Origin of the sequence: Spongiibacter marinus (genome assembly GCF_016906995.1) — a bacterium.
Classification (GTDB): Bacteria; Pseudomonadota; Gammaproteobacteria; order Pseudomonadales; family Spongiibacteraceae; genus Spongiibacter; species Spongiibacter marinus.
This window is the reverse complement of record NZ_JAFBBD010000002.1, coordinates 186,844-206,157: the sequence shown is the minus strand read 5'-3', so window position 1 is coordinate 206,157 and position 19,314 is coordinate 186,844. Positions and strand designations below refer to the sequence as shown.

The following is a 19,314-nucleotide window of genomic DNA, read 5'->3' as shown; positions in this document are numbered from 1 at the left end:
GCTACGACATACGTAACAGTATTTTGCGCTGTAAATAACAAGATAGTTTGGGGGATTTATGAAAAGAACCACATTTGCGCTGCTGTCGATGATGGCGGCGAGCGGATCTGTACTTGCCGTTGAAAACTGGCAGGGACTCTACACCGACCTACGCGCAGGCGCGGGTTTTAATCCAGGCGACAATGGTGAGTTGGAATTTCGCCGCGCAGATGGCAGCGACAACCGCGCCGCAATAGACGGCGCCTTTGGCGATAACTTCAACGGGGAATTTAACGCAGGCAGCTTACTGGGCGCGGCGATCGGCTATAAATTCCAGCAAGATCGCTGGGTCTATGGCGCCGAATTCAGCCTTTCCTCGGCCGATTTATCGCAGGATCAAAGCGCCTTCTCGGCCACGCCCGCCAGCTATGTCGAGCGCCGGGAAATCGACCTACTCACCCATGCCTCGTTCAACATCGGTTATGCCAGCGAGCTGCCTATTCTGCCCTTCTTCCGCTTGGGCGCGTCCTATGGCGACGTCGATTACAGCTGGCAGGGTAACTCCGGCGCTTTTCGTGGTGACAACGGCAAGGACGACCGCAATATTGGTTACCACGTTGGTATTGGCATTGAAGTGAAGCTTAACGGGCCGCTGTCGCTCACCTTCGAATATCAATATGTCGACCTCGGCGATGCTGACTTCTCCACCAAATTCAGCGGCGAGCAGGACTTACTGGGGCAGAATAACGGCGCCTTCAACGCCTTTGGCAATGCCGCCTCCGGGGGCACCAACGCACGGGGCAGCGACGACGACTTCGATTTTCAAACGGTCGGGGCGGCGCTGCGCTACCGCTTCTAAGGCGTCTCTCCAGGCAGCGTGTCACGAACCGGCACGCTGCTTGGCCACCCACCTCACATGCCTGGCTATCGCTTCATCATCACGCAAGGCCTCTATGCTTGAAAACCGTTGCCCTAGGGTCAGCTCATCATAAAGCTGGTGGATACCGCTGTGGCATGGGCGACAAAGCCATACCCCGGTGTTTAATTCATTGCGGTTAAAGCGCTTGTAAAAGCGTGGCCGACGGTGGAGTTTTCGAGGGATCAAATGATGAAAGGTCAGCGCTACCTGCCTTTCGCAAAGCTGACACGGTTGTTGGGCGGGGCGGCGGCGAGGCATTGATATTTAACCCCGAAAAAAAGCCCCTGGGGGAGGGGCAAGAAGCAGGATCATGAAAAGCAACTACTCTTATGCGAAATCCGCCCCTTTGGATCACCATTAACAACGTGTGCTAACGCACAACTTGCCCAGCGCGACGACAAGCGCCCACCGCTACTGCACTAAATTGTCTACTCGGTCACTTACACAGCGCGAGGCAACTCTTAGTATTGCCGCCTCTATTTTCCAGGCTGGCCCAGTGACTTCTCAAACAACATCTCAGCACCATATCGCCCATCTGCACGCTTTTCGCGGTTTCGCCATTTTGAATGTGATCGGCGCCCACGCCTGGACATCGCTAATGTTCCGGGTTGGGGGCTACGAAATGGCCGACAGCATGCGGCCACTGTATTCATTGATCCAGACCGTTTTCCACGATGCCACGCTGTATTTTGCGGTGATATCGGGCCTGTTGTTTACCAAAGTGTTGCGCGGCCGACCCTGGGCAAACTTTTACCGCGCCAAGCTTAAGAATGTCATCCTGCCGTATGCCGTTTTGAGCGTGTTCTTTTTAACGGCGCTGTGGGATTGGTATGTTGGCTACGCTGCCGACAACGGCTTGCCCACCGACTACGCCACCGCCCTGCTACGCGGCTTGCTACTCGGGCAAACACTGCCCCAGTTTTGGTATATCCCGGTGCTTGCCGTGCTGTTTGTGATGACGCCGGTATTGGACGCACTTATCCAACACCCACAACGTCGCTGGCTGGCCGTAGCGCTGGTTATTCTGCCTTTGTTTATCTCGCGCACGGGCATGGCAAATTCAGTCAGTGTGCAGACGATTGTCTATTTTAGCGGTGCCTACCTCTGCGGTATGTTGATGGGCCAACACTATGAAGCCGTTCAGGCTGCCATCACCCGCAACACTCTCAATCTACTCTTACTGGTATTGGCAAGCTCGGCGGCACTATTCGCTCTCTATGCCAACGGCTATAAAAGCAGTAGCTGGCTGTCGTACACCGAAAGCCTGTTCTACATACAAAAACTGGCGATCACCGCGCTGATTCTGCATACCTTCCTCTGCCTGGAGGGCGGGTTACCAAAGCTGCTGCACACGCTGGGCGACTACGCGTTCGCGATTTACTTCTTGCACTTAGTATTTATCTTTTTACTGGCACAACTGCTCGTCGAGCCACTGCGAGCGCATCTGCACAGCGGCTGGATGTTCGCCGGGGGGCTCTTGGTCATGGTGGGCAGTGCGGCATTGACCCTGGGCGCCAGCGCAATGTTAAAACGCTTGCTCGGCAGGTATTCAAGGATGATCATAGGAAGCTAACGCAGCCAAAACGTAAGCAAGGGAGTTGCTATGCGCTATGTATCGCGCGGCCTTGCCGCTTTCATGATCGCCCTGATGGCCGCACTCAGCGCGCTTGCTGAACCGCCAACACCAAGCCCGCAAGCCTACCGCGATGGTTTACATTGGCTGCCAGACCTACCCTACGGCGACCACCCTCGTCAGCGCATGGATATCTATTTGCCCAGTGTGACTCAGGGCGCACCAGTGATCGCAATGGTGCACGGCGGCGCGTGGCGTTTCGGCGACAAACGTCACCGCGCCGTGGTTAAGCACAAGCTGGCTCACTGGTCATCAAAGGGCTTTATTTTTGCGTCGATCAACTACCGGCTTTTGCCGGATGCCGACCCAGGCGTTCAGCGCGACGATATCGCCCGCGCCCTCGCTCACTTGCAAACCACCGTTGGTCAATTGGGCGGCGACGCCGAACGCCTGATATTGATAGGGCATTCTGCCGGCGGCCATCTTGCCGCTTTACTCGCCGCACGCCCCGATATTGCCTATGCCGCTGGCGCCACGCCGTGGCGAGCGACCATCGTCCTCGACAGCGCCGCCGTCGACCTGGAAACGCTAATGGGCGCACCGCATGCCAAACTCTACGACGCCGCTTTTGGCGATGAGCCCAAGCATTGGCAGCGCCTGTCACCGCTTCGCCAATTACAGCCTAACGCCAGCGACTTTTTGCTGATCTGCTCCCAGCGTCGCGACAATGCCTGCCCCGCCGCGCAGCGTTTCGCTACCGCAGCAGAGGCGGCCGGCAGCCACGCTGAGGTCAGCCCTCAGCCATATACACACACGGGAATCAATGCGCGCCTGGGCCAGGCAAACGACTACACAAGCGCGGTAGATGCCTTCATTCAAAGGCAGTTGTCGGGGAGCGATAAGCGCTAGTCGAAATCCACGGCGCTGTGACGTTCTGCCATTTGCTCCTCCTCCGGCCCCCACACGCGGTTTACGCGGCGACCGCGCTGCACCGCCGGGCGCTCAGAAATTTGCTCGGCCCAACGCACAACATGGGTATATGAGGTGACATCGAGAAACTCTGCCGCATCGTAGAGGTGGCCCAGCACCAGGGCGCCGTACCACGGGAAGGTGGCAATATCAGCAATCGTGTACTCGTCGCCGCACAGGTAGGTATTCTCAGCCAGACGCTTATCCAGCACATCCAACTGGCGCTTCACCTCCATGGTGTAGCGTTCAATGGGGTATTCCAGTTTCTCCGGAGCATAGGCGTAGAAGTGACCAAAGCCACCACCCAGGAAAGGCGCACTGCCCATTTGCCACATCAACCAGGACTGACACTCGGCGCGCGTCGCCACATCTTTCGGGTAGAAAGCGTCAAACTTTTCAGCGAGGTAAAGCAGGATCGCGCCGGATTCAAACACCCGCGTTGGCGGCGTTGTGCCGCGGTCCAATAAGGCCGGTATTTTTGAGTTGGGGTTGATGTCGACAAAGCCACTGGAGAACTGGTCGCCCTCCATAATATTCACCAGATAGGCGTTGTATTCAGCCTTACTGATACCCAGCTCAAGTAGCTCTTCGAGCATCACCGTCACTTTCACGCCATTGGGGGTTGCCAGCGAGTAAAGCTGCAAATCGTGGTTGCCGCTGGGCAGGGCTTTTTCGTGCGTCGCACCGGAGATCGGCCGGTTAATATTGGCAAACTTGCCGCCACTTTCACTGTTCCATGTCCAGACTTTGGGGGGGACATAGGGCTTGGATTCCGACATACACACATTCTCCACGTTGTTGTAGTAATGGCTCACCGCAGCACCTCGCGTTGAGCCTACCTTGCCACAATAGATGCAAGAGTACATAGCTTGTTACATCTCTTGTACTCCGGCTTTCTGCTATGACCGCGTGTCCATGACCGTGTTCATCGGCGAGCGCTGACGCCACAAACCCTGGTGAACGGCCAAGGCGGTAATAATCATGCCCGCGCCCAGTAGCATCGCTGGCGTGATCGGCTCGTCGACAACCACACTGCCAATGGCCAGCGCCAGCACCGGCGACACCAGCGGGATCAACGACACGGTTTCCACTGGCATGACTTTCAGAATGTAGTAATAGGCAACAAAGCCGACCAGCGACGCAAACAGAGCCAGGTACAGCAGGGATGCCAGCGACACAGCACTGAACACCAGTGGCTCAAAGCCAACCCACAGCCACCAGCTCAACAACATACCCGGCAACGCGAAGGCCATTGCACCCAGCGCCTGCTCCACAGGCGACACAACGATGGTGGCATTGAGTTTTTTCACCCACACCGCGCTGCCGGAGAACAGTAAATTCAACAGCAGCATTAGCGCGATACCGGTGTAGCTGTCGCCGGTGATTACCACATCGTCGGCCAGAATACACAGTAAGCCCAGCGCTGCCAGCGCAATGGCAAACAGTTTGCGCGGCACCAACATACGCTCACCCAACACCGGCCACGCCAGCGCCGCCGTGAAAAACGGCGACAAGCCAAACATCAGTGCGATCAGTCCCGAGGGAATATATTGCGCAGCCAAGTACACCAACGCCATATTGGGAAACAAGCTGATGGATGCGGCGAAGTAAAGCTTCCAGTGGCGGCGAATATTTAAACCCGCCACACCAAACAGTGTGCACAGTGCACTGCCGACAAAAAACGCAATAAGAATACGCAGGCTCAACGCTGCGATGGGGGCCAACGAATCGCCACCGAGTTTTATCGACAGTGGCGTTGTCGCCCAGATAAGAATAACCAGTAGATAGACAAACCGTACAAGCATGGCGCTTTACTCACGTATTTGCCGAGACATTTCCCCGAGGCCCACAACGAAAAAGGCCGCAGATGAAATGTCTGCGGCCTTTTGGAATTGGGTATTTTCTAACCTTGTATCAATTCTCCGCCGCACACCATCGCGCCACACGCACAATACGGCGCATGGCAGCGAGAAATTTGGCGAAACACCACTGATACATAATTTACATACTATATTCGTTAGCAACGCCATTACTATATGCCAGCGGCTTCCGTCGGCGCAAGACCTCTGAAGCACAAAGACAACTAACGATGATGGCATGCCGCTTACGCCCATCGCCAACGGCAGCCCCCAGCCCCTATCCACCCGCCCCCGCTTCCATCATCTGACACGCCATTCTTAACGCAAGAAACGAACAGGCCACACCGAGAAACCGATGACTTTTTTCATCATTAACATCAATATTGATGAAATAAAGAATCAACACAACAAAAGGACAGATAGCATGGATTAAAAATAAACATAAAAATCAATAGGTTAAGAAAATAACGAGTTTGGCATAGCTATTGCTATTACCGCTCTAACGATAAGATTAATTCAGTCTAAGGTTTGTACCATGAAGGTTTCTCGCTTCCGCTCTGCCCGCCAACTACTCACTGGCGAAGGCGCAACCGAACAATTACCCCAACACCTCAGCGCGCTGAATATCCACTCCCCCTTGCTAGTGACTGACAAAGGTGTGCGCGACTCCGGCAGCCTGACACTAATCAGCCAACACCTGACCGAGGGTAGCTTCAGTATTTTTGACCAAGTGCCGCCAGAACCAGAGGTGGACATTGTGAAGGCCTGTGCAGCCGCTTTTAAACACGGCCAGCACGACGGCATCCTGGCAGTGGGCGGCGGCAGCGCGATGGACATTGCCAAGTGCACCGCGGTGTATGTAGACCACGACGGTGAGCTGGAAGACTTATTCGGCGAAGACCAGGTACGCCAGCGCCGTGTTCCCTTGATCGCGATTCCCACCACCGCAGGTACGGGGTCAGAAGTGACCAACATCGCTATTTTGTCGGACCCCGAAGCCCAACTTAAAAAAGGCATTGTCAGCGACCACCTACTGCCCGACTTGGCGATAGTCTCCCCGGAAATGACCCTGAGCTGCCCGCCCACAGTAACGGCCGCCAGCGGCGTTGATGCGCTGGTGCATGCCCTGGAAGCCTACCTGTCGAACTTTGCCAGCGATATCACCGACGCCCTCGCCATTAAAGCGATGACGCTGATCATTAACGCCCTGCCCAAGGCCTATGCCCAGGCCGACAACCTCAGCGCCCGCGAAGCAATGGCCACCGGCAGTCTGCTGGCAGGCCTGGCCTTTGGTAATGCGGGTGTGGGCGCGGTGCACGCCCTCGCCTATCCCCTGGGCGGCCGCTACCACATCTCCCACGGTGTCAGTAACGCCCTGCTGCTACCCCACGTGATGGAGGTGAACAAAATGGCCTGCATTGAACGCTTTAGCGATATCGCCGCGGCCTTCGGCGCGCCGGTTCATCAACTCAGCCACCAGCAAGCCGCCGACTATGTGCTAGAGCGTCTTTACACGCTGTGCAGCGATGTGAACATTCCCGCCCGCCTTCGCGACCTGAGCATTCCTGAAGCCGACTTACCCCAGCTGGCAGAGGAGGCCTTCGGCGTAAAGCGCCTGCTGCGCAACAACCCCCGAGACCTGAGCGTCAGTGAGATCCTCGGCATTTACCAAGCCGCGTACTAAGCGCCTCACCGCGATCCAATAAAACAATAAAGGGACTCACCATGACTGCATGGCAACAACGACGCGACGGCGATGAATCGCCGTACATTCCCCTTGGCCCTTTCAAGCTAAGGCTGCCATTTATCCACTATCGCTTTGAGCTGCCCGACTACCTGCAGGGCCTGCTGATGTGCGCGGTAGATCTCGCGGCCATCCCGCTGATGGTCGAGCTGCTGGGCATGCCCTTTGAAGCAGCAATCGCCATCGTGATGCTCAACGGTCTGTTCTATCTGCTTCACCACCTGCTTGGCGACCCGGTAATCCCCGGCTGGATCACGCCTGCCATTCCCTTGCTGATCGCCTATGTGGAAACCTTTGCGCCGGGCAGCGACCGCGTTCACGCCTTGATCGCCTTTCAGATGATGCTGGGGATATTCGCACTAACGCTGGGAAGAACCCGGCTAGCGGCAAAGGTTGTTCACATGATCCCCGCGGCAATCAAGTCGGGCATTATCATGGGGGCGGGCATTGCCGCCATCGCCATTGTCTTTAAAGAAGGCGGCCGCTTTGACCAATACCCCATCACCATCAGCATCGCGGTGGGCATTGCGTTTTACCTGATTTTTTCCAAGCACTTTGCCACGCTTCGCCAACGCAGCCACGGCTGGGCCAACCTCGCCAAGCTGGGGATTTTCCCCATCATTGCCCTGGCCGTAATCGTTGCGCCGCTGGCCGGCGAAGCGCCGTGGCCCGATATTACCTGGGGCTTTACCCAACCCAACTTCGCACTGATGTTCAGTGACTACACCGTGTTTGGCCTTGGCCTGCCACCGCTAGCCATGTTCGTCACTGCCCTGCCCACCGTTCTCGCTGCCTATATCGTGTTGTTCGGCGATGTACTGCAAAGCAAGGCAATTCTCGCCGAGGCCGATGCGGTTCGCCAAGACGAAAAAATCGACTACGACCCCAACCGGGCGCACATGATTTTTGGCGGGCGCAATTTTCTTATGAGCATACTCGGCCCCGATGTGGTGATGTGCGGCCCGCTGTGGGCGGCAATGCACGTGGTTATTGTTGAGCGCTACAAACAGGGCAAAGCGTCAATGAACTCCATCTTCGGCGGTTCGGGCTCCTTCCGCTGGGGAACCAACACCGGCCTTTTGCTGCTGCCAATTGTCAGCCTTGTGCAACCCATTCTCGGTATCGCACTGGCGCTTACCTTATTGATACAGGGCTTTGTCAGCGTACGCATTGGTGTGATGGAAGCGCGCAGCCAGCGCGACCTCGGCATTGCCGGCGTCATCGCCGCCATCTTAACCATTAAAGGCGCCACCTGGGCGTTTGCCGCTGGCATCTTACTCACCGCGCTGATCTACGGCCGCAACTTTTTCAAAGGCGACGTCGACACCACGTTCACCAAAGACCAAAACGAGGTGAACAATGGATAAGCTTGAGTTAGCGCTGCTGCAGCCAGTGCTCGACACCCTGCAAGACGGCGTGTACATCACCGACGAAAATGGCCTGACGCTCACCATAAACCGCGCCTACGAACGAATTACCGGCATCCAGCGGCACAAAGTCGTTGGTAAACATATGACCGAGCTCGTCAAAGCGGGGTATATCTCCAAGTCCGTTTCGCTGGAAGTGATCCGCGAGCAGGAGCCGGTAACGCTGGTGCAAACCATTCACGACAGCCGCAAAATTGTGGTGAGTGGCAACCCTATGTTCAATGAACAGGGCGAGCTGCAATATGTGATTACCAATGTTCGCGATATAACCGAGCTACTGAATGCCAAGCATGCCCAGGAGCAGCTTGAGCAAATTATTAACACCCGTCAGGAATACAGCCTAAAAGCGCCGGATACGGCCTTGGATAGCAGCATTATTCTCAGCAACCGTTCCCAGGCGTGCTATGAGCTTGCGGAACGCATTGCACCAACACTGGTAAAAGTGCTGATACAAGGTGAGACCGGTACCGGCAAAACACTGCTGGCACAGTTTATCCATCAACACAGCGAACGCAGCGACGGGCCGTTCATCTCACTGAACTGCGCCGCCATGCCAGAAGGTTTGATTGAAGCCGAGCTGTTTGGCTATGTGGCCGGTGCCTTTACCGGTGCCAGTAATCGCGGCAAGGACGGGCTGCTGGATATTGCCCATGGCGGCACGCTGTTCCTCGACGAGATTGGCGACCTGCCGCTGGCGCTGCAGGCAAAACTGCTGAAAGTTGTTGAGGAAAATCGCTTCCTGCCGCTGGGCGCCACCCGCTTTAAAGATACCAATATTCGGTTGATCACCGCGACGCATCACGACTTGAAAGAGGCCGTTGCCCGCGGTCGATTCCGCGAGGACCTCTATTACCGCCTGTGTGTTGTGCCCATTACCCTGCCGCCGCTGCGCCAGCGCAAAGACGAGATCATTCCGCTGCTCAACCACTACCTGCAATTTTTTGCCGAGCAATACCAGGTCACCAAACAACTGGACCCGGAAGCCGTTGAGCGACTGATCAATTACTCCTGGCCCGGCAATGTTCGCGAATTGATGAACCTTACCGAGCGACTATTGCTCAGTGCCACGGGCGAGACCATCGGCCCCAACGACCTGCCCGCTGAGGTGCAACCCACGCTTCAACCTGGCGAGCCAGGCATTGCCGGCACTCTGAAAGAACAAGTTGCCGCACTGGAAAAACGCCTGATCACCACCGCACTGCAACAGCATCGCACCACCCGTGCAGCAGCGGCCTCTTTGGGTATAGACCAATCCACGCTGGTGAAGAAATCCCAGCGCTGGAAGACCGACGTGAACCAATAACTCAGGATGTGAACGTGAATTTAGCCAATACGCCCTTTTTCAAAAATCAGTGTTTTATCGACGGTCAATGGCTGTCCAGCAGCGATACCGCCGCTGTTCACAACCCGGCAAACGGCGAGGTCATTACTCACGTACCAATGATGGGTGCGGCAGACACTGAGCGCGCCATTCAGGCAGCCGAGCGCGCGCAGCGCGAATGGCGTCAGCGCAGTGCAGACGAGCGAGCAACCTTGCTAAAGCGCTGGCACCAGCTTGTGGTGGAAAACAGCCGTGGCCTTGGCGAACTGATGTCACTGGAGCAGGGCAAACCCGTCGCGGAAGCCGAAGGTGAAGTCCTGTACGCCGCCAGCTACATCGAATGGTTCGCCGAGGAAGCCCGGCGCCTGTATGGCGAAACCATCCCCGGCCATCAGGCTGACAAACGCATTGTGGTCACCCGCGAAGCCGTCGGCGTTTGCGCGGCCATCACACCGTGGAATTTTCCCGCAGCAATGATCGCCCGCAAAGTGGCTCCGGCATTGGCAGCGGGTTGTTCAATTATCGTAAAGCCCGCTCTGGAAACCCCGTTGTCGGCGTTTGCTCTCGCGGCCCTGGCCGAGCATGCCGGCCTGCCCGCGGGGGTGTTTAACGTGATTAGCGGCCACGCGCCCGATATCGGTAATGTCCTTACCGCCAGCCCTGTTGTACGCAAGCTCAGCTTTACCGGCTCGACGGCGGTCGGCGCAAAACTGATGGCCGACAGCGCCGCCAACCTGAAAAAACTGTCACTCGAACTTGGCGGCAATGCACCGTTCATCGTATTTGACGACGCCGACATCGAGCATGCCACCGACGAGTTGATTAAGGGTAAATTCCGCAACGCCGGGCAAACCTGCGTCTGCCCCAACCGGGTATATGTGCAGCGCGGCGTCTACGCCAAATTCAGCGAACGCCTGCAGGCAAAAGTCGCCAACCTGCGTGTTGGCCCGGGCTCGGAGCCCGACACCGATATCGGCCCATTAATCAGCCGCGACGCCGCCGACAAAGTGAAGGCGCAGATCGACGATGCCCTTGGCAAAGGCGCAGAGCTGCTGTGTGGCGGCGAACGTCACGAGCGGGGAGACAACTGGTTTCAACCGAGCGTTATCGGCAATGCCAATCGCGACATGCTCTGCGCCCGCGAAGAAACTTTCGGGCCACTCATCCCCCTGTTCCCCTTTAGCGACGAGGCCGAGGTGATCGCGGCGGCAAACGCTACCGAGTTTGGTCTGGCCGCCTACCTATTTTCAAACAACATACACACCATTGAGCGCACCACAGAAGAGCTGGAGTACGGCATGGTCGGCATCAACACCGGCATGATCTCCACCGCTGTAGCCCCCTTCGGCGGCATTAAGTCCAGCGGTTTCGGCCGCGAGGGTTCGCACTTTGGTATCGAGGATTACACCGAACTGAAATACCGGTGTTACCACATTGCTGCGCGGTAAGCCGCCTGCAACGAGGAAGGCGGTGCACACCGCACCGCATAGATAGGTCATTGAATGACGACAATAAACAGCAAAAGGAAGCATAGTATGATCAGCTCTCTGCACAACACACGCAAACGTTTCGCTGGTATGGCACTGGCGAGTTGTATCGGTTTGTTCGGCGCCGCCGCTAGTCATGCGGCCGGCGACATCGAAGCGCTGCAGAAAAAGTCCCCCAACAACTGGGGCAAATGGGGCAAGGAAGACCAGATCGGCGGCCTCAACTACCTCGATGGCAAACAAGTATTACGCGGGGTTGCCGAGATAAAAACCGGCGAACGCTTCACCTTGCAGCTGCCCATGACCCACGGTGTTGGCCCGGTCTTCCCCGGCCGCGTACCGGTTATGCACTTTATGTCTCAGGATGAAAGCATCTACTCATCCAATAAAATTAACGAACTGCCCGGCGGCGTGAAGTATTCTGACGACGCTGTATTTATGTACCTGCAAGGCACTACTCACGTCGATGCCCTCGGCCACGCGTGGTATGGCGACAAGGTGTACAACGGTAAGTCTGCCGACACCACCACTCACGGCCACAGCTTTGTGGATATTGGCACGCTGGGTGAAGCCGGTATTGCCGGGCGCGGTGTACTGCTCGATGTTGGCCGCGCAATGGGTGATAAGAACCACCGCCTGGCACCAAATGCCTGCATTAACCTCGACGATATCAAGGCAACCGCCAAGCGCCAGAAGGTCGATATTGAGAAGCGTGACATTCTGTTGATCCGCACCGGCTCTATGGGCCGCTTCTACGACGAAAACGACAAGCAAAACTGGAATGCGCAAACCGAACCCGGCCTGTGCTACAGCACCGCCTTGATCAAATGGTTAGACAAGATGGAGATCCCCGTGATCGCTGCCGACAACCTGGCCATTGAACGCGCCAACCAAGTCATCGATGGCGACAACTATGTCATTCCCCTGCACGGCGCGCTGATCCGCGACCTGGGTATTGTGCTGTCAGAAATCTACTGGCTGGACGACCTGGCAGAGTCCAGCGCGAAAGACGGTCGCTACAGCTTCTTCTTCAATGCTGCGCCACTGAAAATGAAAGGCGGCTCCGGCTCTCCCGTTAATCCCATCGTTATTAAGTAACACCACCCTTCCCTAGTGCCCGCCTGTGCGGGCTCCCCTTCGGGCAATGGCCTCGGTCACTGCCCTGGGGAACGGCTGCGCCGGAATTTTGCTTTTGGCCGAAAAATGCCTGCGGGAAAGGTCAGCACGATATCGAGATAACTGCCGAATAACGGCAAAATAACAAGGACACTCACATGAACAAACATACCCTACTCAGCTGCTTAGGCAGCAGCCTCCTGATAGCGGCGCCAGCCTCGCAGGCCCTGGAAATTAACGCCGACGACTGGACCCTTAGCTTCGGCGGCTATATCAACACCCACCTGGTGTATGCCAAATGCGACGACAACGCCCCAACGGTGGCGGGTAACGCCTTGCTGTGCACTGGCGAAGATGCCAGCGCCGTTTCCAACGGTTACAGCCCGGCAAGCTTTCAACTCAGTGCCAGTACCCAACGCAACGGCTTCGACATTCGCGCGACGGTGGCCATTGAACCGGGAACCACTGACAACGCTGCTTTCAATGGCAATGGCGACGGTGAAGCCTGGCGCGCTTTTTTCACCGTTGGTAACGATGAAGTGGGCACATTAACGGTAGGCCGCGCCTATGGCGTCTACGGCATAGACGTGCTGGTAGAAGACATGTCTCTCGCCTCGGTGGGGGCACCGCTCGCCGTAAAAAGCCCACTTAACACCAGTCTGGGCGGCGCCGGTTACGGCTATATTTTTGCCGACCGCCTCTCGCAAATCACCTATGACTACAAAGCCAGCAACGGCGTGAGTACCGCCATCGGTTTATACCAGCCACTGGATTTAGTTTCTTTTGGCGGCAATGGCTATGTTGGCGATACCGGCAGCCAGGAACCGGGCCTGCACGGCAAACTGCGCTTTGACCACCAGTGGGGTTTTGTCTCAACCACCTTCCTTCGTCAAAGCGTGGATGTTGCCAATGGCAACAACTACGAAGCACTGGCCGTCGACCTCACCGCCGCCATCAGCCTGGGGAATACCCGTCTCATGGCATCGGCATTCGACGCGACCGGCGTGGGCTACTACGGGCTGTTTATCGACGCCGCGGACATCAATGGTGAAGCGCGAGATACCCAGGGCTGGTTTGTGCAGCTCAGCCACCAGATCGGCGACACCAAACTCGGCATTAACTACGGTGAATCCAGTGTAGAGCTGGCACCCGCCGACACGGACACCCAGCTCGACACGCAGGCAAAACTCACTCTCGGCGTTTACCACACCCTGCTGCCAGGGCTGGTGCTTGCTGGTGAATACTCTGAGCTGACGGCGGACAACCACCGCTCTGAAGAGATGGAAAACCAAGCCGTAAGCGTGGGCTTGGCGCTGTCATTTTAAAGACACAGCCCTGGCCAATGTCTTAGTCCCACCCGATGCACGCGGATCTCTCCGCTGTGGTCTTTGCGGCTGCGATGCAGCCGCCTTTTTTCAACTTCCAGCCAACTGGTTACTCGGCGTAGGTCTCATTGAGATAGTCGATAATGTCTGTCGACTCAAACATCGCTACCCCCGTGTTGGGGTCGACCAGGTACGGCACCTGACTGCGACCGGTTAGCTCCCGCAAACGCAGCCGGTTATCACTGGTTATTGGCGCATCGGGGAAGAATTTTTCGCGCACGATCGGCGGCCCCATTTCCTGCCAACGAGACTTGGCGAAATTGCGCAGGCGGTAAGGGATCTCCAACTCGCTTAAACGCTCTCTAACCAAACGCGCGTAGGGGCTGGACTCAAAGCTATACAATTCCAAAGGCTCAGCGGGCGCTGTGGACTCCGCCGCATACATACCGCGTGGTTTTGGCGACGATCGCAATGCCGTTGCCGCCAGCGACGACAACATATCCACCTGACGCAATACTCCCCGCGAGGCGCGGCGGCGACCACCACCATACTGGTGGTAGAGATAGTCGATGATCTCTGCAGACTCCAGTAGCACCACATCATTGTTGGGGTCGACCAGCAGCGGGAACTGGCTGGCACCGCTCAAGTCGATCGCGGTGCCACGAAAGCGCATGCCGCCTTTCGGGCAAGGGTAGATCATCGCATCCAGGTCCAGCTCACACAGTACTTCCCGAACGAGCCGACAGAATGGACAGCCCTCATACTCGTAGAGCTCAAGTAATTTTTCCGGCTTGCTCGGGGTCGATGCAAAGGCGGCGGTGCCGCGCCAGGCACGACTGGAACTGGCAAAAACAGATGTCGCGATATCGAGCGCTTTCATGACGGCTTCCTCATAAAATTTGCCCGCTACCCTAGCACAGAATGCCTACAGGAAGGCGACACCACTATCGCGCTTTGCGACGCTTGCCCTTACCGGCTTTACCGCTTTCTTCACCCGGCAGCTGCGCCTCTAACCACAATAAGGTATCGAGGTAGCCAACAAACTGTTTCAGGTAGGCCGGCGAGCGTTCGCGCATATTGGTCAGCGAGCGAATAGCCAGCATTTGCGGGTTGAGAGGGCCGGGATCTTGAGGAGCGTTTTGAATGGCCTGATCAATGCGCTGCTCGATATCCTGATGGCGCTGGCGGCTGCGCAATTGGCGCAATGCGCGCAGCTCTTTTGGCGGCTCGCTGGTCGCCTTATCGGGTGGATGGCTCTGGGAAGCGCCCAACAGCGAAAATTCCTGCTGGCGGAGCAAGGCACTGATCGGCGAACTTGCTTCGTCGCTGGCGGCGTCATCCGGGGTGTCTCGGTTTAGCTGGGCTTGCAGAGCTCGCAGGGCTGAAGCCGCCCCACTGCGACGAGTCGCCAATTGCTGGCGGTGAGTCGCCAGCACACCAGCCAGGCGGCTCGGCTGCTCGCTGAATTGCTCACAGTCGCGCCGGTAATCAGCAAGCATTGATGCCGCGCGGCGCAATAGTGGCGCCTGCACTGACGGTCGCTGCGGCTGCGCCTTCTCCAACAGACTTTCCACGCCGCGCAGGCGCGGTGGGTCGAACTGGGGGCACTGCCCTTGCAGCGTCGCCAGCGTTGCCTGCAATTCAGCCAGTGGAATACCGAGAGCGGGAGTCACTTCGCCTCCTGCTTCACGCGGGGGACGGGCGCCATTTCCACGCGGCGGTTTTGGGCGCGACCATCTTCGCTATTATTGGCAGCCACCGGTTGCTGGTCGCCAAAGGCGGCGGCAAACACGCTGTCGGCGGGCATGCCTTCGTCGATCAACGCGCGGGTAACCGTTAGCGCTCGCTGCGCAGACAGCTCCCAGTTGTCAGAGAACTGCAAGTTGCCCTGTTGAATGGGCAGGTCGTCGGTGAAGCCGCTCACCATCAGCAGCTGATCATTTTCCTGCACAAACAATTTGAGCGGCGGGATCAGGCTGCGCAGCAGTTCTCGGCCTTCTTGCTGGAGTTCCGCCGAGTTCAGCGAAAACAACACACTGCCGCTTATGCCAATGCGGCCATCGCGCAGGGTCACTCGGCCACTGGCCAAGGGCGCGGCAAGCGCTTCTTCCAACACGGCGCGGCGCTGTTGCTCCACCTCCCGCTGGGCGACTTCTTTTTCCAGGCTTTTCGCCAGCTCCAGCTGAAAGCCCAGCGCCCAAATGAGCAGCAGCACGAACACGCCCACCATGCCGGTCATCAGGTCGCCAAAGATCGCCCAGATTGGCGGTTCTTGGCTCAAGCCGTCGTCAAGTTCGCGACTCACGCCTCGGCCCCTTCGGCATTCATATTCAGCTCAAGTTGCTCGGCACTGTCGGTAAGGGCTTGCAGGCGCGCCAAAATATCCTGATGGGTGAGCAGGTTGTGGTCGATAATTTCCCGCGCCTGGGCAACGTAGTAACTCATTTGCTCATCGCTGCGCTCGCCGCTTTCCTTGAGGGTTTGTTCGACACTGGCCAGCGCCGCCAGCAGTTCGCCGTTACTGTCACCAAACTGCTGCACCGCGGCGGCAAAGGTGTCGCCCACGCCGGACAGCTCCAGCGCGCTACCCGCCAGTTGGTCGCCAAGCTCGGCCAGCTGACCGGCGCGCTGCTCAATGCTGTCACCCAAACGCTCACCCAGCTGCTTGAGAGTATCGCCGCTGTTAGCGAGCAACTGCTCAACCGCTTCGCGCTGCGCATGACTGTTGTCGCGCAGGCCATCGGTCAAATTGGCCAGCTCCGACATTAACTCACGGCGCTCATCGAGCAGGCTATTATCGCGTTCAATGTTCTTGGTAATTTCGCCGCGTAATTGCTCCATCAGCTCTGCCGCTACGCGGGGCGCCTCCGACGCGGATTCGATCAGATTGGCCAGCGGCGCCTCTAATGAATTGCCCAGTTCGGCCAATTGCGTCGCCACCGCGGCTTGCAAGGTTTCCAGTCGGCTCACGGCGGCATCGCCGCGCTGCGCTTCCTCGTCGCGCAGCTGTTGCAATTGACCTTGCAGGGCATCAATCAGTGCACTGCTGCGCTCTGCCACATTTGCTTGCCAGCGCTGCTCGGCGGCCTGTTGCTGGCTCAGTTGCTCGGCAATGGCTGCCTGCAGCGTTTCCAGACGGCTTACCGCGGCGTCGCCGCGCTGCCCTTCTTCATCACGCAGCTGTTGCAACTGGCCCTGCAGGGCATCGATCAGCTGCGTACTTCGCGCCGCCACACTTTCCTGCCAGCGCTGCTCAGCCGCTTGCTGTTCTTCAAGTTGCTGGCGCTGCTGCTCCAGTAACTGTTGGTTGACGCTGTTCAACGCCGCATTGCGGGTTTCGGCATCCTCGCCCAGGGAGCGGGCCACTGCCGACAACATGGTTTCGGCATTGGCAAAGGCCGCCTGCCACTGCTGTAACCGCTCGGCTTCGGCATCGCGCTGAGCCTGTAGCGCCTCGGCACTGCGCTGGGCGGCATCGTCCAGCAACTGGCGGCTGTCGCGGGCCATCTGCTCGGCGCTACTGCTGAGGCTTTGACCCACCGCATCGGCCAATTCACGATTGGCGCGCTGCTGATTTTCCAGGCCTTTTTGCCAGGTGCTATCAATGGTGGCCGCGCTTTGTTCAAGCTGGCTAGACATCGCTTCAAGGCGCGCATTGGCCGCCTCGTCAAACTGTTGGTGGCGCTGCTGTAGGTCGCGCTCCAACCCTGCCAGCAGCCCCTCTACAACCGGCTTGATAGTTTCGCCAGCCTGACGACCGCTGTCCGCCAAACTGCGATTGAGTGACTCGGCCACCGCATTGGCCAGTGATTGAAAATCCTGTTGCACGCTCTGCTGAAACTGCTGCTGGTTGTCGAGCAATTGCTTGCTGAGCTGCTCGCCCATCACACCGAGGCGCTCACTCAGTGCCGTGAGCTGGCTGGCAACGGTGGGCAGCGCATCGGCTTGTTGTTGCAGGGCCGAATAGGTTTGTTGGCGCTGATGACTGAGAGAGTAATTACGGAAGCGGCTGTCGCGCTGTTGATCCAACTCGCGGGATACGTCAATACGCTCGCGCCGGCTGAGCGTAGCGATAAAACCCAACATCGCCGATGCCGCCACACCGGCCACAGAGGTACCAAAGGCCATGCCCAGACCCTTGATCGGTGTGGTCAAGCCGTCGCGAATAGCGCTTAGCTCGGTGCTACCCTCCAGCGCCTGTACCGCACCGCCCAGGGTTTCGACCATGCCGACGAAGGTGCCCATCAAACCCAGCATGACCAGCAGGCCAACCAGATAGGGCGTGAGCACGGGTACCGGCAGCCCTACATATTCCCCTTCGATACGCTGACGCACCGGGTTGCGCAGCGACGCGGGCAAGGCATCCAGCCAGCGATTCAGCTCCACATCGCCGCCCTGCGCCAGGGCCGCGTGCAGCGCGCCGGTGGCCTGCTGATAGCGCAGCAATTCTGCCCCGCCGGTAAAGTAGGCCAGCGCGATGAGTAACATCACTACCGATGCCAGCAAGTGGCCGGCGGCAACAGCCACCCCCATCCACAGAATAACCAGCGCGCCAAGAATAAAGGCAGCCAGGGAAAGCAATCGTGTCATGGAGTGTCCTCGTGTTCGGAGTTCAGGGCTTCCAATAGGCCCTGTAGCGGCTGCAGGCGCAGCGCGAGTTCAGCAAGTAGCAAACTCTGCATGTCGGTATGAAATTGCCAGAGCCAGCCCCCGTCCGCGAGCCACTGCTCACTGGTAGTTGGCTGCTCGGTATCGGCATCGATGTTTTGTTGCTCACTGCGCAGCGCGAAAAAATGCTGCGCCAGTAATTTAGGTAAGGCAGAAAGTGCACGACGGCTGTATACCGCCAGCGTGCCCTCCATCATGGTATCCAGCGCGGCCAGCTGGGCCAGCGCCTCGGAGCGACCCGCCAACAGCTTGCGTAACTCGCCGCGCAAGCTGATGACCCGATGGTCAATTTCACTTTGATGCAGGGCATAAAAGCGTTGATAAGGCGCGTACCCGGCGGCATCGCTGCCAAAAGTGTCGGCGTTTGGCGAGGGTAGAATAAATCCCGCCGGGCTGTTGGCCATGGCCTCCGGGTCGAGGGTGAAACTCGCGGAGATCGCCTCAATCATGTCGGCGCGACGCGCCATAAAAAGGGCTTGGGCATCATCGCCAGCGGCTTCGCCGGTCGCCTTCACGCGTCGCAAGCCGCGCAGTGACTCCGACAGGGCAATCGCTCCGGAGAGGTCAATCAATTCGGCCAGTTTGTCGGCAAAACCCGCGCGCGGCGCAGCACTCGCCGCCACACCCAAGGCATTGAGGGTATGGGCCAGTCGCGAAGGTGTCGGCGGGGCGTGCGCGGCGGCCTTGGGCATAGAATCCTAGTGCGAGTTCTCATCGAACACGATGAGCGAGTTTATTCGGGACAGGCCATTCTGCCAGCGTGACAAAATTTAGAGTGGTCACTGACGCCTGTTACAGGCCACAGCGGAACGGCGTTGCTTCTACTTTTTTGGCTATGCTTTTGCATTTTTGCGCCCCATTATCGCCATTTTACCGCCCGATTCAATACAACTGCACAGGCGATGTATTGGCTTTTCTGCCCCTTTT

Annotated in this window: 16 protein-coding genes; 9 read left to right on the top strand and 7 right to left on the bottom strand. The window is 57.7% G+C overall.

Features of this window, described 5'->3' with window-relative positions; genetic code table 11:
* Positions 1-58: 58 nt before the first annotated feature.
* The 3 genes from HNR64_RS03510 (at position 59) to HNR64_RS03500 (ending at position 3,380) form a co-directional block, all read left to right on the top strand.
* A complete protein-coding gene (locus HNR64_RS03510) occupies positions 59-838 on the top strand; it encodes an outer membrane protein (protein ID WP_204995165.1) in 780 nt (259 codons plus the stop codon).
* 556 nt (positions 839-1,394) lie between these two features.
* Positions 1,395-2,471: an acyltransferase family protein gene (locus HNR64_RS03505; protein WP_204995164.1), complete on the top strand. Its 1,077-nt coding sequence runs from the start codon at positions 1,395-1,397 to the stop codon at positions 2,469-2,471.
* 30 nt (positions 2,472-2,501) lie between these two features.
* Positions 2,502-3,380 (top strand): alpha/beta hydrolase, encoded by an 879-nt coding sequence (locus tag HNR64_RS03500; protein ID WP_204995163.1) that lies wholly within the window; start codon positions 2,502-2,504, stop codon positions 3,378-3,380.
* Here HNR64_RS03500 and yghU read toward each other — a convergent pair.
* Positions 3,377-4,219: a glutathione-dependent disulfide-bond oxidoreductase gene (gene yghU, locus HNR64_RS03495; protein ID WP_204995361.1), complete on the bottom strand. Its 843-nt coding sequence runs from the start codon at positions 4,217-4,219 to the stop codon at positions 3,377-3,379. The genes HNR64_RS03500 and yghU overlap by 4 nt on opposite strands.
* Positions 4,220-4,339: 120 nt before the next feature.
* Positions 4,340-5,245, bottom strand: coding sequence for a DMT family transporter (locus tag HNR64_RS03490; protein ID WP_204995162.1), 906 nt, complete (start codon positions 5,243-5,245; stop codon positions 4,340-4,342).
* 589 nt (positions 5,246-5,834) lie between these two features.
* Here HNR64_RS03490 and HNR64_RS03485 point away from each other — a divergent pair.
* The 6 genes from HNR64_RS03485 (at position 5,835) to HNR64_RS03460 (ending at position 13,719) form a co-directional block, all read left to right on the top strand.
* Positions 5,835-6,983, top strand: coding sequence for an iron-containing alcohol dehydrogenase (locus tag HNR64_RS03485; RefSeq protein WP_204995161.1), 1,149 nt, complete (start codon positions 5,835-5,837; stop codon positions 6,981-6,983).
* Between the two features lie 41 nt (positions 6,984-7,024).
* Entirely contained in the window at positions 7,025-8,410 is a 1,386-nt protein-coding gene (locus HNR64_RS03480; RefSeq protein ID WP_204995160.1) for a hypothetical protein, read from the top strand.
* A complete protein-coding gene (locus tag HNR64_RS03475) occupies positions 8,403-9,773 on the top strand; it encodes a sigma-54 interaction domain-containing protein (RefSeq protein ID WP_204995159.1) in 1,371 nt (456 codons plus the stop codon). The genes HNR64_RS03480 and HNR64_RS03475 overlap by 8 nt, the downstream gene beginning before the upstream one ends.
* A 14-nt stretch (positions 9,774-9,787) precedes the next feature.
* Positions 9,788-11,239, top strand: a complete 1,452-nt coding sequence (locus HNR64_RS03470; protein WP_204995158.1) for a succinate-semialdehyde dehydrogenase — start codon at positions 9,788-9,790, stop codon at positions 11,237-11,239.
* An 87-nt stretch (positions 11,240-11,326) separates the two neighbouring features.
* Entirely contained in the window at positions 11,327-12,376 is a 1,050-nt protein-coding gene (locus HNR64_RS03465; RefSeq protein ID WP_204995157.1) for a cyclase family protein, read from the top strand.
* A 176-nt stretch (positions 12,377-12,552) separates the two neighbouring features.
* Positions 12,553-13,719, top strand: coding sequence for a porin family protein (locus HNR64_RS03460; RefSeq protein ID WP_204995156.1), 1,167 nt, complete (start codon positions 12,553-12,555; stop codon positions 13,717-13,719).
* A 109-nt stretch (positions 13,720-13,828) separates the two neighbouring features.
* Here HNR64_RS03460 and HNR64_RS03455 read toward each other — a convergent pair whose 3' ends face one another.
* From HNR64_RS03455 to HNR64_RS03435, 5 genes are all read right to left on the bottom strand, one after another.
* Positions 13,829-14,599 carry a glutathione S-transferase N-terminal domain-containing protein gene (locus tag HNR64_RS03455; protein ID WP_204995155.1) on the bottom strand — a complete coding sequence of 257 codons (771 nt, stop codon included), beginning with the start codon at positions 14,597-14,599 and terminating at the stop codon, positions 13,829-13,831.
* Positions 14,600-14,663: 64 nt separating this feature from the next.
* Positions 14,664-15,392 (bottom strand): DUF2894 domain-containing protein, encoded by a 729-nt coding sequence (locus HNR64_RS03450; RefSeq protein ID WP_204995154.1) that lies wholly within the window; start codon positions 15,390-15,392, stop codon positions 14,664-14,666.
* Positions 15,389-16,024 carry an OmpA family protein gene (locus HNR64_RS03445; RefSeq protein WP_204995153.1) on the bottom strand — a complete coding sequence of 212 codons (636 nt, stop codon included), beginning with the start codon at positions 16,022-16,024 and terminating at the stop codon, positions 15,389-15,391. The genes HNR64_RS03450 and HNR64_RS03445 overlap by 4 nt, the downstream gene beginning before the upstream one ends.
* Positions 16,021-18,309 (bottom strand): DUF802 domain-containing protein, encoded by a 2,289-nt coding sequence (locus HNR64_RS03440; RefSeq protein WP_204995152.1) that lies wholly within the window; start codon positions 18,307-18,309, stop codon positions 16,021-16,023. The genes HNR64_RS03445 and HNR64_RS03440 overlap by 4 nt, the downstream gene beginning before the upstream one ends.
* Entirely contained in the window at positions 18,306-19,079 is a 774-nt protein-coding gene (locus HNR64_RS03435; protein ID WP_204995151.1) for a DUF3348 family protein, read from the bottom strand. The genes HNR64_RS03440 and HNR64_RS03435 overlap by 4 nt, the downstream gene beginning before the upstream one ends.
* Positions 19,080-19,314 lie beyond the last annotated feature (235 nt).